Raw genomic sequence first — 22,891 nt, forward strand, 5'->3', positions numbered from 1 at the left:
AATTGGAAACAAATGTTCTTGAAAAAGATTCTCATTTACAAAATTGAGGTGTTATATAGATGACAAAGAAAAAAATAGGTTTACTCGTAATGGCGTATGGAACACCAGAATCATTAGATGATGTAGAGGCGTACTATACACATATTCGCCATGGGCGTAAACCTTCAGAAGAAGCACTCCAAGACTTAATCGGGCGCTATAAAGCGATTGGCGGAATTTCACCACTTGCAAAAATTACGAAAGAGCAGGCGCATAAATTAACAGATTCAATGAATAATATGTTTACAGAGTATGAATTTACTTGTTATTTAGGATTAAAACATATAGCTCCATTTATAGAAGATGCAGTAGAAGAGATGAAGCGCGATGGAATTGAGCAGGCGATTAGTATCGTATTAGCGCCGCATTATTCTACATTTAGTATTAAAGCGTATAATGACCGTGCTATTCGTCTTTCGGAAGAAATCGGTGGTCCTGTTATTGAACCAATTGAACAATGGTACGATGAACCGAAATTTATTTCTTATTGGGCAGAGCAAATAAAAGAAACATGTACAAAGATTGAAAACAAAGAGAAAGCTGTCGTAATTTTTTCGGCACATAGTTTACCAGAGAAAATTATTGCAGCAGGGGACCCTTATGTGGAGCAATTGCAACATACAGCGGATTTAATCGCAGCAGCTGCAAATATTCAAAACTATACAATTGGTTGGCAAAGTGCCGGAAATACACCGGATCCATGGATTGGACCGGATGTACAAGATTTAACGAGAGATTTATTTGAAGAGCATGGATATGAATCTTTCATATATTGTCCAGTCGGCTTTGTGGCAGAACATTTAGAAGTTTTATATGACAACGATTACGAATGTAAAGTTGTAACTGATGAATTAAACGTCGCATATTTTAGACCAAATATGCCAAATTCACAATCTGTATTTATCGATTGCTTAGCTGAAATTGTTTCCAAAAAAATGAAGGAAATAGTTGACAAGAATTTAATTTTGAATAATAATTAATTTGTAATAATTTTAAATAAATAATAATTACTAAAAGATAAAGAGGAGGATCCCCCTGATGAATCCAAATAATCGCTTAACAACAAACCAAGGTGCTCCGGTTGGAGATAACCAAAATTCTCGTACAGCTGGTCGCCGTGGACCGGTATTATTAGAAGACTATCATTTAGTAGAAAAACTGGCTCACTTTGATCGTGAACGTATTCCAGAACGCGTTGTACATGCACGTGGTGCAGGTGCTCACGGTGTATTCGTAACGAAAAACAGCATGAAGCAATATACAAAGGCAGCGTTTTTACAAAATGAAGGAACTGAAACGCCTGTATTTGTTCGTTTCTCAACGGTTATTCATGGTCAAGGTTCTCCAGAAACAGCTCGTGACCCACGCGGGTTCGCTGTTAAATTTTATACAGAAGAAGGAAATTACGATATCGTAGGTAACCATTTACCGGTCTTCTTCATTCGTGATGCAATTAAATTCCCTGATATGGTGCATTCTTTAAAACCAGCACCTGATACAAACGTTCAAACGCCAGACCGTTACTGGGATTTCATGACGTTAAGTCCAGAATCTACACATATGATGACATGGGTATTTTCTGATTACGGTACACCAGCTAGTTATCGTGAAATGGAAGGTTTCGGTGTTCATTCATTTAAATGGATTAATGCAGAAGGTAAAATTGTCTACATTAAATATCACTGGAAACCACAGCAAAGTGTACGTAACTTAAGTGCAAAAGAGGTGCAAGAAGTACAAGGAAAAGACTTCAACCATGCAACTCGTGACTTGTTCGATGCAATCGAAAAAGGAAATTATCCGAAGTGGGATTTACACGTACAAGTGATGCAACTAGAAGAAACGGATTCTTTAGATTTCGATCCATTAGACCCAACGAAAGTATGGCCGGAAGATCGCTTCCCATTAATTGAAGTAGGGACGATGACGTTAAATCGTAATCCGAAAAACTTCTTCGCAGAAGTAGAGCAAGTGGCGTTCTCTCCAAGTGCAACTGTAAATGGTATTGAACCATCTGAAGATAAATTATTACAAGGTCGTTTATTCTCTTATCCAGATACACAGCGTTACCGTCTTGGTGCGAACTACTTACAAATTCCTGTAAACTGCCCGTACGCAGCTGTTCATAACCAACAACGTGATGGTGCGATGCAAATAAATCAAAATCCATCTACAATTAACTACGAACCGAGCCGTCATACTGAAAATCCAGTTGAAGACCCGACTTACCGCGATTCAACTATGAAAGTAGAAGGCTATGTATCTCGTGAAAAAATTGACAAACCAAATGATTTCAAACAAGCAGGTGAGCGTTACCGTTCGTTCTCTAAAGAAGAGCAAGACAACTTAATTGCAAACTTAACAAATGACTTAAAAGACGTAAATGAGCGCACGAAATTACTAGCTGTTTGTAACTTCTTCCGTGCAGATCAAGAGTACGGAATGCGTTTAGCGCAGTCTTTAAATGTTGATATTACGCAATATGTGGGAAATGCTCCGAAATAAGTAGGAAAAGACGACTGTTAAACGGTCGTCTTTTTTATGTGTAAAAGATGTTATAATCTTGTCAAATAAGTTTTACATATAAGAGGTGTATTTTGATGGATGTTTTAATTTTCATTATTGCGTTAAGTGTCTTTTTATTTGTAGTGTTTGCTATTATAAAAATGTTTATAGCGATTGGGCTAATGGTGCTTGAGATGATTCCGTTTATCTATCATCGTTTTAATGAAACGGTAGGAACGCCGTTTAATCCGGTTCGTTTTTTAGCTGTAATAGCTGTGGCATTTCTTATTATTTTAAGTACCAATAAAAGAAAGTACGGTGATTCGTAAGTTGCACCGGGGTATTTTTCGTGTTCGCTATGTTGGAATTTGTTGGTAAATCGATATGGTGTGTCGAAACGTCGATATATTGAAATGATCGTTGATATATTTAAAAAATCGCCGATATATTCACTGCAATACTAGGTGGAGTATACCGCCGACAAGTACAATAAAAAGAGGTGCAATCTACTACCAATAGATTGCATCTCTTTTTTAGTTCACTCGCTCCGTATACTCATAAGCTTTCTCCCCGTGCATCGAAATATCAAGTCCCATATGTTCTTCGTGCTCACCTACCCGAACAGGGAGGAAGAAGTTAATCGCTTTAATAATGGCGTATGTCATGATGATCGTGAATGCATATGTTGCGCCGATTGCTACCAGTTGTTTAAGCAGTAAAGCGGCATTTCCGTAAAATAATCCGTTCGCGCCATCACTGTTTACAGTAGTGGTTGCAAATAGCCCTGTCGCAATACCGCCCCAAGTTCCGCCGATACCGTGGCAGCCAAATGCATCAAGTGTATCATCATATCCGAATTTTGTTTTTAAGAAAAAGACTGCTCCGAAGCATAATACGCCGCCAATTGCTCCGATAAGAAGGGCGGAGAAAGGTGTAACGAACCCGCAAGCTGGTGTAATAGCGACTAGACCGGAAACAACTCCACAAGCAGCTCCCATCGCAGTCGGTTTTGATTGGAAGAACCATTCTGAAAGCATCCAAGTTAATGCAGAGGCAGCAGCGGCTATATTTGTATTAATAAATGCAGTTAAAGCTACGTCATTTAAAGATAATGCACTTCCGACGTTAAAACCGAACCAGCCGAACCATAGTAGACCGGCGCCTAACATCGTGAATGGTAAATGGTGAGGAGAAGTACCGTTTATGTTTTTTCGTTTTCCGAGGAAAATAGCTAATACAAGGCCAGCCACGCCAGATGTAATATGAACGACGTTACCACCAGCGAAGTCTAATGCACCAAGTTCTCTTAGCCACCCGCCAACGCCCCATACCCAATGAGCGACAGGATTGTAAACGATTGTTGTCCATAGAAGGATGAAAATAAGGAAAGCGGAAAATCGCATTCTTTCGGCGAATGCACCTGAAATTAAAGCTGGAGTTAAAATGGCGAACATGAGTTGGAACATCATAAATAAGTTGTGAGGAATAGTAGATGAGTAGTCTGGATTTGGTGCGTAGGTAACTCCGTTTAAACCGAACCAATCGAGTGTACCGATAAGTCCGTGCCAATCTGGTCCGAATGATAAAGAATAACCGATTACAATCCATTGAATCGAAACGACAGCCATTGCGCTATAACTATGCATTGTCGTACTGAGTACGTTTTTACTACGAACCATGCCCCCATAAAAAAGTGCCAATCCTGGTGTCATTAACATGACCATTACTGTCGTTACAAACATAAAAACCGTATCTCCTGTATTCATTCTCTCTCCTCCTATAATGTTAGAAAAAATAACATCAACTTGTTATGTTTCATATCATATTCGAAACGAAATAAAAAATCAACTAAAAATTCAGAAAACTTTATACTTCATGTTAGAAAATATAACATGAAGTATTTTGGGAAGAATGAAATCAACGTATGTGATTCGTTTGGATAATTGGTATAATATTCTTACAATTAAAAAACATGGGGGATGCGTGTGGGAAAAATACGGACTAGGAAACTATTTATTTGTTTTTGTTTAGCTGTCGTTTTGTTTATACCAATACATACGTTTGCGGATGAAAAAAGAGAGTGGCGAGACGAAGTCATATATTCCATTATGATTGATCGCTTTAATAATGGAGAACCGAAAAATGACAAACAGTTAGAAGTTGGTAATCTAGAAGGATATCAAGGTGGAGATATAAGAGGGATTATAAAAAGACTGGATTACATAAAAGAAATAGGATTTACCGCTGTTATGCTTTCTCCGCTTTTTGAAAGTGGAATGTATGATGGGTTAGATGTGCACAATTTTCAAAAGGTAAATGGACATTTCGGAACAGAAAATGATGTGAAAGAACTTGTACAAGCAGCTCACGCAAAAGGAATGAAAATTGTACTTCAATTTCCGCTTGGAGAGAACGAACAACAAGTCATCGACGCGATGAAATGGTGGATCAAAGAAGTCGATTTAGATGCAAGTTATGTAATACATAGTGAAAAAAAATCGCGTTCTTTCTGGGATGACGTGCAAAAAGATATGCAAGCGATAAAGAAAGATTTTCGTATTATGACAAAAGAAGATAGTAAATACAATGAAAAAATAGTAGAATCGTTTTCCAAAGCGGATGTATCGGTGAAACCTTTATATGATGTGAGTAAAAAAGACGGAGAATCAGCTACATTTTTAGATGATCAAGATACGAAAAGATTTACTCGTATTGCAAAAGAGAATATGAATTATCCGCCATCTCGCTTGAAACTAGCTCTTACATATTTATTAACAACACCAGGCATTCCGAATTTTTATTACGGGACTGAAATTGCATTAGATGGAGGGGATACTCCGGATAATAGACGATTAATGGATTTCAAATCAGATGAGAAGTTTATGCAGCACATAACGAAACTCGGTGAGCTTAGACAAGCGAGACCATCTCTACGACGCGGTACGTTTGAGCTTCTATACGATAAAGATGGAATGAGTGTACTAAAGCGAAAGTACAAAGATGAAGTGACAGTAGTAGCGATTAATAATACGAAAGAAACACAAAAAGTTGCTTTACCTGTAAGTGCAATTGGCGAAAAACAAGAGTTACGAGGATTGTTAGAAGATGAAATTATAAGAGAAGAAAACGGGAATTTTTATCTTGTTTTAAAGCGTGAAGAATCAAATGTGTATAAAGTTAACGGAGAAACAGGTGTGAATTGGCTATTTATCTCTTTAATCGTCGGTGTGAATGTATTATTTATTGCGTTTTTAGTTGCGGTTAAAAAGAGACGGAAATGAGTAACGTTTTTTTAGTAGTTCTTCTTCAGTTTAAGGTGGTGAGGTCTTTACGGAAAAAGAATTGGTTCGCTCTATGTGTATGTGTTTTTATCGTATTTGTAAGTTTTTATTTTTGGGACAACCGTGATGATGGGGAATTTGTTCCGTGGGGCGATAGTGTTCATTCTGTTGATACAGCAATTCTAAAGAGAAATAATATTAAATACAAAATCGAAAATGATAAAGTATATATTCTTGAAAAATCATTTGATAAAGCGATAATGTGTTGCTTTTAATAAATGCGAAATCTCGGTGGGGCAGGCTAAGGAGAAAACTTTCTCCCTAGTCTGTTTTTCTGTGAAGTAAGACTCTCAACTCGAAATGCAGCTGAGCAAAGAAGTGAAAAGCCCGTTAGAACAAACAATAATTGCAACTATACGAATTTTACATTACATTAAAGGATGGGAAATAGTCTTATACTCATTAAGGGTTACACATTTGAGGAGGAAAAATGGAATTTTACGATTTGGGTATTACCATTAAAGAGCTTAGAATGAAAAAGAATATATCGCAATCTGAATTGTGTCATGGAATATGTTCACAAAGTCAAATTAGTAAAATAGAAAAAGGTATGATTTTTCCATCAAGTATATTGTTATATCAACTATCTGAAAGACTTGGTATTGATCCGAATAATATATTTGCACTAACTCAAAATAAAAGATTGAAATATGTAGAAAATGTAAAATGTGTAATAAGAGATTGCATAAAGCAAAAACAATATACAGAACTTTATGAGATAGTAAAAAAAGAAAAAGATGAAAATGCTTTCCAGACAAAAGAAGATAAACAATTTCTAATATGGCATGAAGCAATTGCTATATTTATGGTGAATAGATCAACAAAAACGGCTTTAGATCTTTTAAATAATGCATTAAAATTAACGTTAACCAATGCTGATTTTTTATCAGAAAGAGAAATAGATATTATGCAGACAATGTCTATATTTTATGCGGAAAACAAAGAATATGAAAAAAGTATTGATATATTAAGAAAATGTTTAACTAACTTTAACAGGTTAGATTTTCCTAGAGATAGAGAAATTAAATTAAAAATCATTTTTAATTTAGCGAACTGTTTAGGTCAGGCATATCAACATGAAGAGGCGATGAAATACCTTGATAAGGGCATCAAATTAGCTATTAATTTAAACACGTTATACCTATTAGGTGAACTATACTATTTAAAGGGCTGGAATTTATTAAGGATTAAAGAACATAATGAAGAAGATGTTGTTGATAACATGAAAAAAGCATTATTTATATTTGAACTAACAGAAAAAGAGCATTATATAAAAAGGATTAAAGAAAAATATTTAAAAAAACATTTATAAATTCTTGAAAATTACTTATACATAGAACAAAACCCACAGGGAAAATCTCTGTAGGTTTTACGCTTATAAACATCTTATTATTTTCTATAAACTTGATTCTAAAATCATTTTTGAAGTTTGTATCCCTGTTAACAATTTATATTTCCGTCTATATAGTATTAAAATTAAAATGATTCGATTATTGCATTACATATGTTTCTTATACCAAGCTTTGTTGATGTGTTTGCACTTCGCTGGTGTTGAAGTTTTAGATTTATCCTTGAGTGTAGTCATATTATTAGAACATCCTGCAATATGTAGACAGAATGTAGCTAATAAAAACCATAGTATTAATTTTTTCAAATAACCACTTCTAACTCTTTTTTAATGAATATTTTTCATAAAACAAATTCCTTACTCATTTTACATTACATGAAAGGGTGGAAAATATTCTTATACTCATAATTTGTTACATTTGAGCGGGGAGGGTGGTCTTGCGCTGATTTTCAAAAGGCCCTTCTTGATTTATGCATAATAATCAAATCTTCATTTTAACTATCCGGTTGTGAGTTTCCCTCCCGGCTAAAAAGAAAAACATCCTCTGTGTAGAGGATGTTTTTCTTTTTAGCGGTAGTTAATGAATTGTACGTCAATCGGTAAGTCAGCGCTACGAACTGCTGCGATAACTGCTTGTAAGTCATCACGGCTTTTCGCTGTAACACGTACTTGGTCATCTTGTACTTGTGTTTTTACTTTTAATTTCATTTCTTTAATGATGTTGTTAATTTTTTTCGCGTTATCTTTATCGATACCTTGTTGAAGTGTTGCACGTTGGCGAACAGTGTTACCAGTCGCAGCTTCAACTTTTCCGTAATCCAAGTTTTTAATTGGAACGTTACGTTTTACAAGTTTAGAAATTAGAACGTCTTTTACTTGGTCTAATTTGAACTCATCGTCAGAAGTTAAAACTAGTACTTCTTTTTCTAATTTAATATCACTTTTACTTCCTTTAAAGTCATAGCGGTTTTGGATTTCCTTTAATGCGATGTTAATTGCGTTTGTTACTTCAGGTAATTCTACTTTCGAAACGATGTCAAAAGAACTATCTTTTGCCATAGTTAGCACCTCCAAATAAATTTCTAATCTTTTTATGTACTGTACATACTAAAGTATAGCTGAAAACGAGCTTAGACTTAAGTGTTTTCATACTTATAATCATGTAACCTCATTTTATTATAGTGAATTTTGGGCAGTTGGACAAATAAAGGGGAAATCGTGTTATAATTAACTTTTGTTTGGAATGATAAAAAAGATAATTTTATCCCGCATTAACGGGCATTCAGTTAGAGCAAAGAAGTTGAGTGGGAGATCCACTGCCGTAAACGCCTGATTGGTGAGGGTTGACAATCAGTGGGAATGAACAAAATCCCCACTGACTAAAGTTTCACTTTATATAGAGAAGGGAATTAAAAAATATGTATTTACAATTAGGAGCGATTGAACAGGTAACTGTTTTACGTGAAACGGAAATCGGATATATGGTTGGGAATGAAGAAGAAGAAATTTTCCTACATAAAAACGAATTAGTTGGAGAAATTGAAGAAGGCGGTACGATTGATGTATTCTTATACCTTGATCACCAAAATCGTGTTTCAGCAACAATGAAGGAGCCACTTATTACAACTTTTGATTGGAACTGGGTAAAAGTTGTAGAAGTTATCCCTAGTTTAGGTGTGTTTGTTGATATTGGTGTATCAAAAGATATACTAATCCCAGCTGATGAGTTCCCGATTTACATGCCAGTATGGCCAGAAGTTGGAGACGAATTATATTGTACGTTAAAATTAACGAATCGTGATCGTCTTATTGCTCTTCCGGCAAGAGATAGTGATATGCAAGAAATTATCGTAGATGCGACGCCATCTATGCGTAATAAAAACGTAAATGGACGTGTGTATCGTTCACTTCAAGTTGGTTCATTCATACTAACTGATGAGCATTTCCGTGCTTTCTTACACCATACTGAAAGAAAAGAACAAGTCCGCATCGGTGAACGTGTAACTGGTCGTATTATTGACGTAAAAGATGACGGTACAATTAACATTTCACTTCTTCCTCGTAAAGAAGAAGGAATGGAAGACGATGCTGCTGTAATTTATGCATATATGGAAGAACGAGGCGGAGCAATGCCGTTTTGGGATAAGAGCCACCCAGAAGACATTAAAGAACGTTTCAATATGAGTAAAGCTGCGTTTAAGCGTGCGCTTGGTAAGTTGATGAAAGAAGAAAAGGTTTACCAAGAAGAAGGTTGGACGTACTTTAAGAAGTAAATGAAATAAAAAGCACCGCCTTATTTTGTTATAACAAAATAAGGCGGTGCTTTTTTAATTCCCTTGCTCATGCGCAAGAGTAAATGTATCTTCCAAATCACTATCGTTTATTTTAATATTTGCCTTTTTTAATTCTTTTTGTAGTAATTTGTGACTGAATGTAGGATCGGCAATACGTTCTGCTTCTAAGCTTTTGCGGATGGAGTCTTTTACTTCATCGTAAGGTTGTAAATCTTTTTTACCAGTTAGTTTAATAATGTGATAGCCATTTGGTGATTTGACGGGATCGCTAATTTGGCCGATTTTTAGTTTGTAGGCAGTTGTTTCAAATTCAGGTGTCATTGTACCGGAATGGAAGTATCCCAGATCTCCGCCTTTATCTTTTGATAGTAGATCTTGCGATTCTTGTTTTGCTAATTCTTCAAATGAAGCACCAGCATCTAATTTTTTCTTTATTTCTTTCGCTTCGTTTTCATCGCTTACTAAAATGTGACTCGCTTTAATTTCTGGTTTATAGTGGTCTTTCACGTCTTTTTCTGTAACACTTTTCTTAATTGCTTCATTCATAGCAAGTTTGAATTTAATTTGATTTTTAAAATCAGCTTCATCTTTTAAACGATTGTTTTCTAGTACAGCTGTGAATTGATCGCCGTATTGCTTTTTCGCTTTTTGTACTTCTTTATCTACATCATCGTCAGATACTTTATATTTTTTTGTGATAACGTCTTGTGCCATTATTTCGTATAACATGTCTTTTCCGTAACGATCTTTCAACTGCTTTTCGAAGTCGCTCTTCGTAATGGTTGAGTCTGTTGCCGTCGCGACTGTAGCTGAGCCGTTTTTTTGTCCACAAGCAGCTAGCATTAATATACTTATTAGTGCAGTAATAATGAAAATGTGTTTCCCTCTCATGCCAACACCTCATCCGAATATGTTATCGCTATTGTAGAATATAGAAGTGAACATGAAGTGAATTTTTAATGTTTTTTCCTGTAAAATGTAAAAAAGTACATCAACAATACTGTTGATGTACGATGGAATCAAAGGTGATCGGTCTTTTTAGAATAGGCACGTTTACCTTGCTGAATATTTTTTTGTTCTTGCTCATTTTTTTGCGTACGCTTTGCATTATTATCGCGTGCTTTTTTGTCGTTGTCACTCGTATGTGGCATATGTATCAACTCCATTTCTAAACGTTGTACGTTTATCATTTCCTTTTTCGTAAAGACTATGTATAGCAGTGCATTCATGAATAATAAGGGTGGATTAGAAATGGATTTGAAGTTGAATTATGCCGAACTTATAAAGAAGTTAATCGTTGTAATCATCGCAGGTTTGTTAAACGCGATTGGAATGAATTTATTTTTAACGCCAGCGAAAGTGTACGCGAGTGGATTTGCTGGATTGTCTCAATTGTTATCACAAATATTAGGTGACTTTTTATCTATTCACATATCAACGGGCGTATTATTTAGCTTGTTTAATATTCCCGTCGTTATTTTAGCATGGAAAAAGGTTGGAAAGGCCTTTACTTTCTTTAGTTTTCTTTGCGTTATCTTTATGACTTTGTTTCTAGAAATTATCCCGGTTAGGGCGGTTTCGAACGACATCATATTGAATGCGATTTTTGGCGGGATTATTTCAGCAATTGGGGTAGGGATTGCGTTAAAGTGGGGGGCTTCTACAGGTGGTTTAGATATTATCGCCATGATTTTATCTAAAATAAAAGACAAGCCTGTCGGTACATATTTTTTCTTCTTTAATGCACTGATCATTATCGCTGCTGGCTATGTGTATGGATGGGAAAAAGCATTATATACTTTGGTGACTTTGTATGTCTCGACGCGAATTATCGATGCAATTCATACACGTCATGTGAAGATTACAGCATTAATCGTTACGAAGAATGGGGCGGATGTACGAAAGGCGATTCACTCACGTTTAGTGAGGGGGATCACAACTATACCGGCAACAGGTGCTTATACAAATGAAAATAAGGAAATGTTAATGATTGTTATTACTCGTTATGAACTGTATGAATTAGAGAGGGTTATTAAACAAGTGGATCCAGGTGCATTTACAAACGTACTGCAAACGGTCGGGGTGTTTGGGTTGTTTCGAAAAGATTAAAGAGGACCAAAGTTGGTCCTCTTTTTTAATGCAAATTCGTAATGTTTTGCAACTGCTCCTGCATTTCACGTAGCTGAGCTTTTTCAGCTGTTGAAGAGTTTGCATAAGCAGAATGCAAAGCGTTTTTTGCTCTATATACGAGATCTTGTTGCTCAGCACCGCTTGAACAAGTTACGGCATTTGCAACAGCATCTCTAGCTTGTTGGAATAGTAAGTTCCCCATTTAAACCCCTCCAAAAGAAGAGTTACTTCTCGCTTTTTCTGCCTCAGCTAATGTACCACGGTACGGGAATCTTGCATCATGCTTCATTACAGCATCGGCTCCTTGTTGGATAAAACGTTTTGATTTGTTCTTTTTACCCATTCGAAAAACCCCCTTTATTTAGCTGAAAACACTCGACGCGATAATCCGGCGTCTAATTATAGTATGGGCGTTTGGCGAGAAACTATAAGCAGGGAATTTTTAGATTACAATCCAAGAACCTCTTCTAAATATAATGCAATACCATCTTCTTCATTCGTTAACGTCGTATGGTTTGCGAGTGATTTTAATTCAGGAATAGCATTACCCATTGCGATGCCGTGACCAGCGAATTCAATCATTTCAAAGTCGTTATCTTCATCACCGAAAGCGATAATTCGCTCTTGTGGAATGTTGTAATGACTAGAAATTTTTTGTAATCCGACAGCTTTATTTAATCCGCTTTTTACAATTTCAATAATCGGCCAAGGTGCGCCCCATTTTCTATGGTCGATTACTTCAGCATGCATATCAGTTAAATGTTGACGAATTGCAATAGAATGTTCGTCATGTGCGTCAATTAATAAGCAAGTTGGATGATCGTTTAAAATATTTAATAAGTCTCCTGTAAAAATCTTTGGAGAACCGAATTCGAAAATATGTTTTTTATCTTCATCAATTTCACGAACATACACATCGTCCATTACTTCAGCGTATATATTTTTTACGCCAAAATCAAAGCAAGCTCGGACAATTTCTTGCGCTGTTGCTAGCTCAAGAGGAGAGTGATGTGTTCCCCATTTTGAATCAAGAGGATGATGTACGTAAGCGCCGTTAAAGTTTACGATTGGTGTATTCAGACCGAGTTCTTTATAGTAATCAAAACTAGCACGGAATGGACGCCCTGTTGAAATAACGACAATATGTCCTTGTTCCTTTGCTTTTGCAATTGTATGTTTCGTTCGAGTGGAAATTATTTTGTTGTCTGTCAATAAAGTGCCGTCTAAGTCTAATGCGATTAAATGTTGTTTATTCATAATTTCACCTCTTATAATAATTTTTTTGTTTCTATCTGTATTTCCGTTTTTAATATGCAGAAATAAGAGGTTAAACTGGGTGAGACCACCAAAGATGGAAAGTTCACTATATACCCATCTTACGTCGCAAAGTGCTACGGTGTCTACTATTTCTCGCTGGAAATTACGAAAAGTCAACGTCTTTTTAGAAAGTTCAAACAATGTTTCTTTCATTATGTACAAATTGTGAAAAGGGTTACATTGCTCATGTGAGGAAGCTTATAATAAACATGTAATCTTCTCGTATATGTTTGACTCTCCTTTGAAACTGGCCTATATTAGGTTGGTTTCTTTTTTTTCTACAAATAGGAACGAAATTCCTTCCTAAGCTTGTGTCATTCATGTATATGTACAAGAACGAAATGTAGTACTTGTTTCCTAAACATGACAGAAAAGCTTTCTTTGAAAATGGATATACTAATGAGGCAAAGACGTCATGGAAGGAGAATGGAAATGGGACAAAATCGCAGGTTTCGTTCTGGACAAAAAGCACCAAATGATGGCATTTATGTAGAAATTGGTGAAACAGGAAGTATGGTAAAAGATCCGCAAATGGTGAAATTAACTGCAGGTGAAAAGTTTCCAGATAACACAAATCATAACCGTCAGTGGACATATAAAAGAAAACCGTAACAGAAGCCGCAATCATTATTGCGGCTTTTTTGTTATGGGGCATTATAATTTCATTTACCGTAACTTTTTCACCTGTATAATGAATGCACTCTTTTTCTTTTTCCAATAATAAGTTTGAAAATACATAAGCAAAATTATTGTATAAAAAAGTCAGTTGGCGTATAATCAAATCAAAGGTCAAAGAAAGTCAAACATTTGGAGGACTGTAAAGATGGACTTAAATCAAATGACAACAAAAACACAAGAGGCGATTATGAGTGCCCAATCTTTAGCGGTATCTCATCATCATCAAGAAGTAGATACTGTTCATCTCTTGTTTACATTATTAGAAGAGCAGGATGGGTTAGCAGTGCGTATTTTTCAAAAAATGAATGTCGATATAGAAGCGTTAAAGCAAGGCGCCGAAAGTTTAATTAAGAAAAAGCCGTCAGTAACGGGAAGCGGTGCAGAAGCAGGTAAATTATATATAACAGGTGCTCTGCAACAACTGCTTGTAAGAGCAGGAAAAGAAGCAGAGAAATTGCAAGATGACTACATTTCAGTTGAACATGTACTGCTTGCTTTTTCTGAGGAAAAAGGCGATATAAATCAATTACTTACAAAATTTCATATTACGAAAGATAACTTATTACAGTCTTTAATGACAGTTCGGGGGAATCAAAGAGTGACTAGTCAAAATCCAGAAGCAACTTATGAAGCGTTAGAGAAATATGGTCGTGATTTAGTGGCGGAAGTAAGAGCGGGGAAAATTGACCCTGTTATCGGCCGCGATAGTGAAATTCGCCGCGTAATTCGCATTCTTTCACGTAAAACGAAAAACAACCCGGTTTTAATTGGTGAGCCAGGTGTTGGTAAAACAGCAATCGTTGAAGGATTAGCACAGCGTATTGTGAAAAAGGATGTACCAGAAGGGTTAAAAGATAGAACAATCTTTGCATTAGATATGAGTGCGCTTGTAGCTGGAGCAAAATTCCGTGGTGAATTTGAAGAGCGTCTGCAAGCTGTATTAAATGAAATTAAAAAGAGTGAAGGCCGCATTTTATTATTCATTGATGAACTTCATACAATCGTCGGCGCTGGTAAAACAGAAGGTGCGATGGATGCAGGAAATATGTTAAAGCCGATGCTTGCGCGTGGTGAACTGCATTGTATCGGAGCGACAACGTTAGATGAATATCGTAAATATATTGAGAAAGATCCAGCGCTAGAAAGACGTTTCCAACAAGTATTAGCAGAAGAACCAACTGTTGAAGATACAATTTCCATTTTACGTGGTTTAAAAGAGCGTTTTGAAATTTATCACGGTGTAAATATTCATGACCGCGCGATTGTAGCTGCATCAGTTTTATCAGATCGATATATTTCGGATCGTTTCTTACCAGATAAAGCAATTGATCTTGTTGACGAAGCGTGTGCAACGATTCGAACAGAGATTGATTCTATGCCAACAGAGTTAGATGAAGTAACGCGCCGCATTATGCAGCTGGAAATTGAAGAAGCAGCTCTTGGAAAAGAGAAGGACTTTGGTAGCCAAGAACGTCTAAAAACGTTGCAACGTGAATTATCGGATTTAAAAGAAGTTGCAAGTGGTATGAGAGCGAAATGGGAGAAAGAAAAAGAAGATATTCACAAAGTTCGTGACTTGCGTGAACATTTAGAGCGTCTGCGCCGTGAATTAGAAGAAGCAGAGGGTAATTACGATTTAAATAAAGCAGCTGAACTTCGCCATGGGAAAATTCCTGCTATTGAAAAAGAATTAAAAGAAGCAGAAGAAATGGGTGCGCATAATAAGCAAGAAAATCGTTTATTACGTGAGGAAGTAAGTGAAGAAGAGATTGCTGATATTGTTTCACGCTGGACTGGTATTCCTGTCGCAAAACTCGTTGAGGGTGAACGCGAGAAATTACTACGCTTAGAGCAAATTTTATCAGAGCGTGTCATTGGACAAGAGGAAGCGGTAAGTTTAGTATCAGACGCAGTTCTTCGTGCACGCGCTGGTATTAAAGACCCGAACCGTCCAATTGGTTCCTTCATCTTCTTAGGACCGACAGGTGTTGGTAAAACAGAACTTGCAAAAACGTTAGCGCAATCTTTATTCGATAGTGAAGAGCAAATGATTCGTATCGATATGTCTGAGTATATGGAGAAACACGCTGTGTCACGCTTAATTGGTGCGCCTCCTGGATATGTTGGATATGAAGAGGGCGGTCAATTAACAGAAGCAGTAAGACGTAAACCGTATTCAGTTATTTTGTTAGACGAAATTGAAAAAGCACATCCAGAAGTATTCAACATTTTATTACAAATGTTAGATGATGGACGCATTACAGATTCGCAAGGACGTACAGTAGACTTTAAAAACACGGTTATTATTATGACTTCAAATATTGGATCTGCTCATTTGTTAGATGGATTAGAAGCAGATGGCTCCATTAAAGAGGAATCAAGAGAACTTGTAATGGGTCAATTAAGAGGACATTTCCGACCAGAGTTCTTAAACCGTGTCGATGAAATTATTTTATTCAAACCTCTTACAACGAATGAAATTAAAGGTATTGTGGATAAAATTGTAAAAGAATTACAAGGTCGTTTAGCTGACCGTCATATTACAGTAGAATTAACAAACGCAGCGAAAGAATTTGTTGTAGAAGCTGGCTTTGATCCGATGTACGGAGCTCGTCCGTTAAAACGATATGTACAGCGTCAAGTTGAGACGAAATTAGCGAGAGAATTAATTGCAGGAACGATTACTGATAACAGTCACGTAGTGGTTGATGTAGAAAATAACGAATTAGTCGTTCATGTAAAATAAAATAAAAAAGAGTTCGGATAAAATCCGGACTCTTTTTTTAGTGTTGTTCTACTGGCTCGTTTGGAATTGTAGCTGAAATTGCTAGTACTAATACCGCAAGAACAACTGAGAAAATAGACGCTTGGTTAAAATCGTATGTACCGCCAGTCATAGAGCCGATTACGTAGCTCATCATATGTACAAGCGCGAACGACCAAATTAATGCCCAAATGAAACGCATATTTTACACCTCTATTCGTTCAATCTGTCCTTATTGTAACACAATTGAAAAAAGAATATAGAAAAATATTTGTAGATTTTTCAACGCAAATTTGCATTCCGTTCATACATTATAGAAGAGTACTTTTATACGTTTAGAAAATAAGGCGGGGGAAAAATGAGTATTACAGAACGTTTTTTTTATTTAGAAAAAGAACCATGTGTCATTTATTTACCGGAGAAGCCAAATGGATTTTCTGTAATGCTTCTTGGTGATTACAATTACTTTATTGAGAATGGTACAAGTTTATGGACACAGCATGCAGGTAGATCCTATTTTTTACATGGCCTTATTGAGAAAGGCTACACGGTCTTTTCTTCTAATTTATACGGAAGACATTGGGGAAACGACCAATCTGTTCGTCTAGCAAAACGCTTATATGACGTTGTTTTGAGAAAAGAGACATTAAATGCGAAAATGCACATTATGGCAGATGGTATGGGTGCACTTGTAGCACTTGAAATGATGAACAAATACCCTGAATGTATACGCTCAGTCATTATGTTAAATCCGTGTTTAGATTTACCAGAATATGTGGAGTTTGAGAAAGAGCATAAGTTTTTTTACAAAAGATTAGTGAAGGAATTAAGTTTAGCGTATGACTCCAAAGAAGAGGAGTTAGAATCCAAAATAAATAAGAAATCATTTACGCTTCTTCCGTCTTGTGTACCTGTTAAAGTTTTCGTATCAACACAAGAAAAAAGAGGAAGAAAACAGTTGTTACGTAAATATGAGAAAATGAGGCAATTCAATCAATGCGATACTTCTGTTTTATTCCATCTGCAAGATGTGAAATATAAAATGGTTAGGCAAACGACTGATTTCTTTAAAAAATATGAAGAAGAATTGTGAAGCTCCCATATACATAAATGAGGAGCTATTTGTTTCAAGGAGAAAGGGTTGGTGGTATGGAGCGCGTGCTAATTATAGGTGCACTTACGTTTGTAGGTTATCACCTTGTGAATAAAATGATTGCAGAAGAAGTAGAAGTGTACGGTCTTGATTTTGATGAATTCGAGAATATGACAAAAATTAATGAAGAGAAGTTATTGTTAATTGGGCGAAATGCGTTATTTACGTATTATTCGATAAGAGATGAAGATGGATGGAGATCAGTAGAAGGAGAGAAGTTCGATACGGTTTACTTTTGCTTGTATGAGCCAAATCAACAAAGTGGCTTTCGGAATGAAAGGGTCATATTACAGTATTTAAAGCGAATTGTAAGACTGTGTGAAGAACATAAAGTGAAGTTAAATCTAATTTCTTCTATTGAAGTAGGAAACACAGATGAGTCCGAAAATAAACGTCTATTTTCGAAAGTGGAAGAAGGATTGAAAAAAGGAGAGTTACAATATAGTGTATTTCGAGTTCCTACATTATATGGGCCATGGCAACCATCTTTTATGATGTACCATCAGCTCATTTTATCAGAACTGGATGAGAAAGAATGCCATTATGCGAGTGAGGAAAACGGAAGTGATCTACTGTACGTGGAAGATGTATGTGAATACTTATGGGAAAATGGAATGAGCGAGGAGCATCTCGGTATATACAATTTACTTAGTGGTAAAAAATCATTATGGAAAAAAGGTATGAACCTTTTACGTGCAGAGGATAAAGTGAATAAAGAGAATGAGGAAGAAAGAGATTCAACTGTAGAGGTTATTTCGATAAAAAGAAATACCCCATTAGAATACGGTTTAAATAAACAATTGGCACATATGAAAAAATATAAAGAGTTATACGAAGGATAGCGAGCGTGTTACACTATGTATGTGAAAGTTTTAATGGAGAGGAAGAACATAATATGAATGAGAAAAGCATGCAATTTTTACAAATCGCAATGAAGCATTTACCAGAAGCAAAGGCCATTTTAGATGATAATGGAATTGCGCTTGATATGGAGAAAGCACAACCAGTATTAGAGTTATTGATGAAAGTTATGAACGAAGCATATGAGCTTGGGAAAGCAGATAAAGAATAAAACCTTTTTTTTGAGGGAAGAGAGGCTCGAACCGTAAGTAGAAGCGGTTCGGGCTTTTTTATATTTCAAAAGAAACAGGAAAGGTATGTTTCTGTTTCTTTTAATAAACAATAAAGTGAATAATGCCTAGCTTTATGTTTTAGCTGAAATATATTCTAGACAAAAATACATTTATGTTTTAAAATTAGTACCAAGTCATAATAATTGATATAAAACGGAGGGCTGCGATGTGAACGTGGGCATTTTAGGGATCGGAAGATATGTGCCGGAAAAAGTAGTCACAAATCACGATTTAGAGAAAATAATGGATACATCCGATGAATGGATTCGTACGAGAACGGGAATTGCAGAAAGACGCATTGCCGATGATACAATAGATACTTCATATATGGCCGTAGAGGCTGCTAAAAAAGCACTTGAAGATGCAGGGGTTAGTGGAGAGGAAATCGATCTTATTTTAGTGGCGACAGTAACACCAGATCGTGCGTTTCCAGCGGTAGCTTGTGTCATTCAAGAAGCGATTGGAGCGAAACATGCAGCTGCAATGGATGTAGGTGCAGCATGTGCTGGTTTTATGTACGGAATGATTACAGCGCAGCAATTTATTCAAACGGGAACTTATAAAAATGTATTAGTAGTTGGTAGTGATAAACTTTCTAAAATTGTAGACTGGAATGATCGCAATACAGCAGTACTATTTGGAGACGGAGCCGGTGCTATCGTAATGGGGGCTGTTTCAGAAGGAAGAGGCGTTCTATCTTTCGAATTAGGAGCAGATGGAAGTGGCGGTAAGCATCTATATCAAGACGAGTATGTTATGATGAATGGCAGAGAAGTCTTTAAATTTGCCGTTCGTCAACTTGGTGAATCTTGTCTTCGCGTGCTGGATAAGGCTGGTCTTACGAAAGAGGATGTGGATTTCTTAGTACCGCATCAAGCGAATATTCGTATTATGGAATCTGCAAGAGAGAGATTAAATTTACCACAAGAAAAAATGAGTATGACAATTGAAAAGTTTGGTAATACATCAGCTTCTTCAATTCCAATTGCAATGGTAGAGGAATTGCAAAACGGACGTATTCAAGATGGTGATTTAATTATACTTGTTGGTTTTGGCGGCGGATTAACATGGGGAGCAGTCGCTCTTCGTTGGGGTAAATAAGGACTGAGAGAAAAAAAGGAGTGTATTTTGTATGGAAAAAAAGAGGGTCGTAATTACAGGATTAGGAGCTGTTACACCGGTCGGTACAGATGTTGAAACAGCGTGGGAAAACATTAAAAAGGGTGTATCTGGAATCGGACGACTTACAAGAATTGATCCGGAACTATTTCCAGCAAAAGTAGCAGCAGAAATTAACGACTTTGAAGTCGAGAAATATATTGATAAAAAAGAAGCGCGCCGTATGGATCGCTTTACACAATATGCAGTAGCAGCAGCGAAAATGGCAGTTGCGGATGCAAAGCTTGAAATTACAGAAGAAAACGGACCTCGAATTGGTGTATGGATTGGTTCTGGTATTGGCGGTATGGAAACATACGAAGAACAATTTAAGATTTTTACTGAGAAAGGCCCGCGCCGCGTGAGCCCATTCTTCGTACCAATGATGATCCCAGATATGGCAGCAGGTCAAGTATCGATCGCAACAGGAGCAAAAGGAATTAACACTTGTTCAGTAACAGCTTGTGCATCTGGTGCAAACTCAATTGGTGATGCATTTAAAGCAATTCAGCGCGGTGATGCGGATGCAATGATTACAGGCGGAGCAGAAGCGCCATTAACAAGTATGGCATTTGCAGGATTTAGCTCAGCGAAAGCATTAACATTCAATGAAGATCCAGCAACAGCTTGCCGTCCATTCGATAAAAACCGTAGTGGTTTCGTAATGGGTGAAGGTTCAGGTATTTTAATTCTTGAAGAATTAGAGCACGCATTAGCTCGTGGTGCTCACATTTACGCGGAAATCGCTGGTTACGGTGCAACTGGTGATGCGTTCCATATTACAATGCCAGCTCCTGGCGGTGAAGGCGGCGTGCGTGCAATGCGTCAAGCTTTAGCAGATGCAGGTCTACAGCCAGAAGATATTGATTACATTAATGCGCACGGTACAAGTACGGATGCGAATGAAAAGTATGAAACGATGGCAATTAAAGAAACGTTCGGTGAGCACGCGTATAAAGTAGCAATTAGCTCAACGAAATCAATGACAGGTCACTTATTAGGAGCAGCTGGTGCTGTTGAAGCGATCTTCTCTATTAAATCAATTACAGACGGAGTAATTCCTCCAACAATTAACTATGAAACACCAGATCCAGAATGTGACTTAGATTACGTACCGAATAATGCGAGACATCAAGAAGTAAACGCGGTTTTAAGTAATTCACTAGGATTCGGTGGTCATAACGCAGTATTAGTATTTAAATCGTATAAATAATAGATGAAATAAGGAGTTTTTTCGCAATATATTGCGAAAAAACTCCTTATTTATTTTTACGCCTTTTCCTCCTTTTGCATATACATAAGAAAAAGGAGGGATAAAGATGGGGATTGTTGAAACTGCCGAGTGGTTACATCTATATTATGGACGGCCAGAAAAGCTATGTGAGAAGTTTACGAAGTATATCCCGCTACCAAAAGAAAGATTGTATCGCTTTTTAATTTCTAAAGGTATGTATCGCCCGGTTATGCGCGGAGAACAAGAAATTGAAGAGTTAGAGAAAAAGGAAGTTTGGAAAGAATTACGTACGGAGTATGAGAAGCTGAAAACTTGGTTAAAAGGTCCGGATGTCCCTGTCTTTATTTTATTATCAGATTCCTATAATCGAACTGTGCAAGAAGAGTATAACGGCAGGGCCGGATTATCTATGCGTCACGTTATTTTCTTATTCGTATGTGGGCGGAATTCGGTGGAAGAGTTAAAAGTGTTATTGGCGCATGAATATCATCACATATGCAGGTTACATCAAATTGAGACGAAAGAAACAGAGTATACATTACTTGATACGATGGTTATGGAAGGGCTAGCTGAGCAAGCAGTAACGGAAAGATATTCAGAAAAAAACAATGCACCGTGGACGACGTATCTTTCAAAAGAAGAAGCTATTTATTATTGGAAAAACGTTGTACATGAAAGAATAAGTATAAAACGAGGAACAAGGGAGCACGACATCTTATTAAATGGATTTCATTCTTATCCGAAGATGCTTGGCTATGCACTTGGATTTCATATTGTCAAAGATTGTGTAACTTCCACATCTATGGATACACTTTCTTTGTTATCTATAGATGCGAAAGAAATATTGAATAAAGCAAATACATTTCATATATAAAAAAACAGGAGCTCTATTTCCTGTTTTTTTAGTATCAATAGAAGAAAAAATAATAATTAGAATATATTTCCTAAGGTGGAATAAAGTTTAGCAAAATTGAACATAATGATTGATACAAACAGTAGTGAAGTGAGGGGTAGTGAATGTTATATCTACATGATGTATGGGTAAATTGGTTTGAAGGTGAAGAAAATGGGTATAACGTTTGTCATTTTTACGAATGGCGAAAAGATGATACGATTGAGCTATTAGATCAAGTGCCATTATTAAAAGTAGATGCCACATTATATCATTACATCGAAGACGAATTGTTAGAGCTTCCGCAAAAATTGTTGGAAGACGTACATCATAAGGCTTATATTCGTAAAAATCATGAACGTTTGCAGCAAGAGTATTGCTTTGTAGTTACAGATGGAAAAGGAATTATTGCGATTGACACAATTGGTTACAATGTGCCAATTCGAAAGAGCAGACTTATACCGCGCCAAGAGCAGATGGTATATGAGATGGTAGAAAACGTACAAGCAGAAAAGTATGAGTTCCAAGTAGAAGAAATGGAAAAAGAACATCATATTTTATCACCATCGCCTTTCATTATGAATGGCTTAACTCGTAAAGAACGACAGCTTAAACAATTATTATTTATGGCGTTAGATCAATTACATACAACGAAAAACACAGCAGAAATTCGCTATTGGTTCACAGAGTGGGATCCATCAGCATACGGAATGGTTCAACATATGGAATTTGAAGATATTTGGGCTAAACTGTATGATGAAGCGAAAACAGGCTGGTCTGAGAAGCACGAACAATTATGCGAGCGTCTCGTAAAAGGACAGCCATTTTTTGAAAAGTTATGGGAAATGGAAAACGAGCAAAAGGTAAATTGAAAAACCGCCAATTGGCGGTTTTTTAATTTGTTT

At 36.5% G+C, this 22,891-nt stretch carries 25 protein-coding genes; 17 read left to right on the forward strand and 8 right to left on the reverse strand.

Annotation, left to right across the window (positions count from 1 at the left end; genetic code table 11):
- Positions 1–59 precede the first annotated feature (59 nt).
- The 3 genes from hemH (at position 60) to ACXVYO_RS03735 (ending at position 2,873) form a co-directional block, all read left to right on the forward strand.
- Entirely contained in the window at positions 60–1,019 is a 960-nt protein-coding gene (hemH, locus tag ACXVYO_RS03725) for a ferrochelatase (RefSeq protein WP_458466068.1), read from the forward strand.
- 58 nt (positions 1,020–1,077) lie between these two features.
- Entirely contained in the window at positions 1,078–2,544 is a 1,467-nt protein-coding gene (gene katB / locus ACXVYO_RS03730; RefSeq protein WP_063260220.1) for a catalase KatB, read from the forward strand.
- Positions 2,545–2,639: 95 nt separating this feature from the next.
- Complete coding sequence (locus ACXVYO_RS03735) at positions 2,640–2,873, forward strand: hypothetical protein (RefSeq protein ID WP_458466069.1); 234 nt, start codon at positions 2,640–2,642, stop codon at positions 2,871–2,873.
- 204 nt (positions 2,874–3,077) lie between these two features.
- Here the strand turns inward: ACXVYO_RS03735 and ACXVYO_RS03740 are convergent, their stop codons facing one another.
- Positions 3,078–4,310, reverse strand: a complete 1,233-nt coding sequence (locus tag ACXVYO_RS03740) for an ammonium transporter (protein WP_458466070.1) — start codon at positions 4,308–4,310, stop codon at positions 3,078–3,080.
- A gap of 213 nt (positions 4,311–4,523) precedes the next feature.
- Here ACXVYO_RS03740 and ACXVYO_RS03745 point away from each other — a divergent pair, with 213 nt between their 5' ends.
- The 3 genes from ACXVYO_RS03745 (at position 4,524) to ACXVYO_RS03755 (ending at position 7,197) form a co-directional block, all read left to right on the forward strand.
- Positions 4,524–5,825, forward strand: a complete 1,302-nt coding sequence (locus ACXVYO_RS03745; RefSeq protein ID WP_458466071.1) for an alpha-amylase family glycosyl hydrolase — start codon at positions 4,524–4,526, stop codon at positions 5,823–5,825.
- A complete protein-coding gene (locus ACXVYO_RS03750) occupies positions 5,822–6,100 on the forward strand; it encodes a hypothetical protein (protein WP_458466072.1) in 279 nt (92 codons plus the stop codon). The genes ACXVYO_RS03745 and ACXVYO_RS03750 overlap by 4 nt, the downstream gene beginning before the upstream one ends.
- Before the next feature lie 215 nt (positions 6,101–6,315).
- On the forward strand, positions 6,316–7,197 hold the full coding sequence (locus tag ACXVYO_RS03755; RefSeq protein WP_458466073.1) for a helix-turn-helix domain-containing protein: 882 nt from the start codon (positions 6,316–6,318) through the stop codon (positions 7,195–7,197).
- Between the two features lie 603 nt (positions 7,198–7,800).
- Here ACXVYO_RS03755 and ACXVYO_RS03760 read toward each other — a convergent pair.
- Positions 7,801–8,292 carry a YajQ family cyclic di-GMP-binding protein gene (locus ACXVYO_RS03760; protein ID WP_001040146.1) on the reverse strand — a complete coding sequence of 164 codons (492 nt, stop codon included), beginning with the start codon at positions 8,290–8,292 and terminating at the stop codon, positions 7,801–7,803.
- A 359-nt stretch (positions 8,293–8,651) separates the two neighbouring features.
- On the opposite strand from ACXVYO_RS03760, the gene ACXVYO_RS03765 reads away from it, so the two are divergent.
- Entirely contained in the window at positions 8,652–9,506 is an 855-nt protein-coding gene (locus ACXVYO_RS03765; RefSeq protein ID WP_458466074.1) for a CvfB family protein, read from the forward strand.
- 54 nt (positions 9,507–9,560) lie between these two features.
- Here the strand turns inward: ACXVYO_RS03765 and prsA are convergent, their stop codons facing one another.
- Both prsA and ACXVYO_RS03775 read right to left on the reverse strand, forming a co-directional pair.
- Complete coding sequence (gene prsA, locus ACXVYO_RS03770; RefSeq protein WP_458466075.1) at positions 9,561–10,418, reverse strand: peptidylprolyl isomerase PrsA; 858 nt, start codon at positions 10,416–10,418, stop codon at positions 9,561–9,563.
- Between the two features lie 128 nt (positions 10,419–10,546).
- The gene (locus ACXVYO_RS03775) at positions 10,547–10,678 is read right to left on the reverse strand and encodes a DUF3941 domain-containing protein (RefSeq protein ID WP_001120851.1); all 132 of its coding nucleotides are present in this window, start codon (positions 10,676–10,678) and stop codon (positions 10,547–10,549) included.
- A 100-nt stretch (positions 10,679–10,778) separates the two neighbouring features.
- Between ACXVYO_RS03775 and ACXVYO_RS03780 the strand changes: the two genes are divergently transcribed.
- The gene (locus ACXVYO_RS03780; RefSeq protein ID WP_098682216.1) at positions 10,779–11,636 is read left to right on the forward strand and encodes a YitT family protein; all 858 of its coding nucleotides are present in this window, start codon (positions 10,779–10,781) and stop codon (positions 11,634–11,636) included.
- 25 nt (positions 11,637–11,661) lie between these two features.
- Here the strand turns inward: ACXVYO_RS03780 and ACXVYO_RS03785 are convergent, their stop codons facing one another.
- The 3 genes from ACXVYO_RS03785 to ACXVYO_RS03795 form a co-directional block, all read right to left on the reverse strand.
- Positions 11,662–11,859: a DUF3813 domain-containing protein gene (locus tag ACXVYO_RS03785; RefSeq protein WP_458466076.1), complete on the reverse strand. Its 198-nt coding sequence runs from the start codon at positions 11,857–11,859 to the stop codon at positions 11,662–11,664.
- Positions 11,860–12,000, reverse strand: coding sequence for a hypothetical protein (locus tag ACXVYO_RS03790; protein WP_000516816.1), 141 nt, complete (start codon positions 11,998–12,000; stop codon positions 11,860–11,862).
- Between the two features lie 104 nt (positions 12,001–12,104).
- Positions 12,105–12,914 (reverse strand): Cof-type HAD-IIB family hydrolase, encoded by an 810-nt coding sequence (locus ACXVYO_RS03795; protein WP_458466077.1) that lies wholly within the window; start codon positions 12,912–12,914, stop codon positions 12,105–12,107.
- A 492-nt stretch (positions 12,915–13,406) separates the two neighbouring features.
- Between ACXVYO_RS03795 and ACXVYO_RS03800 the strand changes: the two genes are divergently transcribed.
- Positions 13,407–13,586 (forward strand): YjzC family protein, encoded by a 180-nt coding sequence (locus ACXVYO_RS03800; protein WP_000531421.1) that lies wholly within the window; start codon positions 13,407–13,409, stop codon positions 13,584–13,586.
- 211 nt (positions 13,587–13,797) lie between these two features.
- Complete coding sequence (gene clpB, locus ACXVYO_RS03805) at positions 13,798–16,398, forward strand: ATP-dependent chaperone ClpB (RefSeq protein WP_073517551.1); 2,601 nt, start codon at positions 13,798–13,800, stop codon at positions 16,396–16,398.
- Between the two features lie 37 nt (positions 16,399–16,435).
- Here the strand turns inward: clpB and ACXVYO_RS03810 are convergent, their stop codons facing one another.
- Positions 16,436–16,618 carry a YjzD family protein gene (locus tag ACXVYO_RS03810; protein WP_001211113.1) on the reverse strand — a complete coding sequence of 61 codons (183 nt, stop codon included), beginning with the start codon at positions 16,616–16,618 and terminating at the stop codon, positions 16,436–16,438.
- Between the two features lie 156 nt (positions 16,619–16,774).
- On the opposite strand from ACXVYO_RS03810, the gene ACXVYO_RS03815 reads away from it, so the two are divergent.
- From ACXVYO_RS03815 to ACXVYO_RS03845, 7 genes are all read left to right on the forward strand, one after another.
- Complete coding sequence (locus ACXVYO_RS03815) at positions 16,775–17,509, forward strand: lipase family protein (protein ID WP_147807464.1); 735 nt, start codon at positions 16,775–16,777, stop codon at positions 17,507–17,509.
- 29 nt (positions 17,510–17,538) lie between these two features.
- Positions 17,539–18,411, forward strand: coding sequence for an NAD-dependent epimerase/dehydratase family protein (locus ACXVYO_RS03820; RefSeq protein WP_458466079.1), 873 nt, complete (start codon positions 17,539–17,541; stop codon positions 18,409–18,411).
- Positions 18,412–18,464: 53 nt separating this feature from the next.
- On the forward strand, positions 18,465–18,641 hold the full coding sequence (locus ACXVYO_RS03825; RefSeq protein ID WP_001986215.1) for a ComZ family protein: 177 nt from the start codon (positions 18,465–18,467) through the stop codon (positions 18,639–18,641).
- A 229-nt stretch (positions 18,642–18,870) separates the two neighbouring features.
- Positions 18,871–19,803, forward strand: a complete 933-nt coding sequence (fabH, locus tag ACXVYO_RS03830; RefSeq protein ID WP_001100534.1) for a beta-ketoacyl-ACP synthase III — start codon at positions 18,871–18,873, stop codon at positions 19,801–19,803.
- A 31-nt stretch (positions 19,804–19,834) separates the two neighbouring features.
- A complete protein-coding gene (fabF, locus tag ACXVYO_RS03835; RefSeq protein WP_000412652.1) occupies positions 19,835–21,073 on the forward strand; it encodes a beta-ketoacyl-ACP synthase II in 1,239 nt (412 codons plus the stop codon).
- A 106-nt stretch (positions 21,074–21,179) separates the two neighbouring features.
- Positions 21,180–21,968: a DUF2268 domain-containing protein gene (locus ACXVYO_RS03840; protein WP_458466080.1), complete on the forward strand. Its 789-nt coding sequence runs from the start codon at positions 21,180–21,182 to the stop codon at positions 21,966–21,968.
- 143 nt (positions 21,969–22,111) lie between these two features.
- Positions 22,112–22,858, forward strand: a complete 747-nt coding sequence (locus ACXVYO_RS03845) for a YjbA family protein (RefSeq protein ID WP_000966116.1) — start codon at positions 22,112–22,114, stop codon at positions 22,856–22,858.
- Positions 22,859–22,891 lie beyond the last annotated feature (33 nt).

It is taken from the genome of Bacillus sp. BC08 (genome assembly GCF_054326875.1).

What these genes read in the sequence shown, in the direction of transcription:
- hemH (WP_458466068.1), top strand. Translation starts at nt 60, where the DNA reads ATGACAAAGAAAAAAATAGGTTTACTCGTAATGGCGTATGGAACACCA.
- katB (WP_063260220.1), top strand. Translation starts at nt 1,078, where the DNA reads ATGAATCCAAATAATCGCTTAACAACAAACCAAGGTGCTCCGGTTGGA.
- ACXVYO_RS03735 (WP_458466069.1), top strand. Translation starts at nt 2,640, where the DNA reads ATGGATGTTTTAATTTTCATTATTGCGTTAAGTGTCTTTTTATTTGTA.
- ACXVYO_RS03740 (WP_458466070.1), bottom strand. Translation starts at nt 4,310, where the DNA reads ATGAATACAGGAGATACGGTTTTTATGTTTGTAACGACAGTAATGGTC.
- ACXVYO_RS03745 (WP_458466071.1), top strand. Translation starts at nt 4,524, where the DNA reads ATGCGTGTGGGAAAAATACGGACTAGGAAACTATTTATTTGTTTTTGT.
- ACXVYO_RS03750 (WP_458466072.1), top strand. Translation starts at nt 5,822, where the DNA reads ATGAGTAACGTTTTTTTAGTAGTTCTTCTTCAGTTTAAGGTGGTGAGG.
- ACXVYO_RS03755 (WP_458466073.1), top strand. Translation starts at nt 6,316, where the DNA reads ATGGAATTTTACGATTTGGGTATTACCATTAAAGAGCTTAGAATGAAA.
- ACXVYO_RS03760 (WP_001040146.1), bottom strand. Translation starts at nt 8,292, where the DNA reads ATGGCAAAAGATAGTTCTTTTGACATCGTTTCGAAAGTAGAATTACCT.
- ACXVYO_RS03765 (WP_458466074.1), top strand. Translation starts at nt 8,652, where the DNA reads ATGTATTTACAATTAGGAGCGATTGAACAGGTAACTGTTTTACGTGAA.
- prsA (WP_458466075.1), bottom strand. Translation starts at nt 10,418, where the DNA reads ATGAGAGGGAAACACATTTTCATTATTACTGCACTAATAAGTATATTA.
- ACXVYO_RS03775 (WP_001120851.1), bottom strand. Translation starts at nt 10,678, where the DNA reads ATGCCACATACGAGTGACAACGACAAAAAAGCACGCGATAATAATGCA.
- ACXVYO_RS03780 (WP_098682216.1), top strand. Translation starts at nt 10,779, where the DNA reads ATGGATTTGAAGTTGAATTATGCCGAACTTATAAAGAAGTTAATCGTT.
- ACXVYO_RS03785 (WP_458466076.1), bottom strand. Translation starts at nt 11,859, where the DNA reads ATGGGGAACTTACTATTCCAACAAGCTAGAGATGCTGTTGCAAATGCC.
- ACXVYO_RS03790 (WP_000516816.1), bottom strand. Translation starts at nt 12,000, where the DNA reads ATGGGTAAAAAGAACAAATCAAAACGTTTTATCCAACAAGGAGCCGAT.
- ACXVYO_RS03795 (WP_458466077.1), bottom strand. Translation starts at nt 12,914, where the DNA reads ATGAATAAACAACATTTAATCGCATTAGACTTAGACGGCACTTTATTG.
- ACXVYO_RS03800 (WP_000531421.1), top strand. Translation starts at nt 13,407, where the DNA reads ATGGGACAAAATCGCAGGTTTCGTTCTGGACAAAAAGCACCAAATGAT.
- clpB (WP_073517551.1), top strand. Translation starts at nt 13,798, where the DNA reads ATGGACTTAAATCAAATGACAACAAAAACACAAGAGGCGATTATGAGT.
- ACXVYO_RS03810 (WP_001211113.1), bottom strand. Translation starts at nt 16,618, where the DNA reads ATGCGTTTCATTTGGGCATTAATTTGGTCGTTCGCGCTTGTACATATG.
- ACXVYO_RS03815 (WP_147807464.1), top strand. Translation starts at nt 16,775, where the DNA reads ATGAGTATTACAGAACGTTTTTTTTATTTAGAAAAAGAACCATGTGTC.
- ACXVYO_RS03825 (WP_001986215.1), top strand. Translation starts at nt 18,465, where the DNA reads ATGAATGAGAAAAGCATGCAATTTTTACAAATCGCAATGAAGCATTTA.
- fabF (WP_000412652.1), top strand. Translation starts at nt 19,835, where the DNA reads ATGGAAAAAAAGAGGGTCGTAATTACAGGATTAGGAGCTGTTACACCG.
- ACXVYO_RS03840 (WP_458466080.1), top strand. Translation starts at nt 21,180, where the DNA reads ATGGGGATTGTTGAAACTGCCGAGTGGTTACATCTATATTATGGACGG.
- ACXVYO_RS03845 (WP_000966116.1), top strand. Translation starts at nt 22,112, where the DNA reads ATGTTATATCTACATGATGTATGGGTAAATTGGTTTGAAGGTGAAGAA.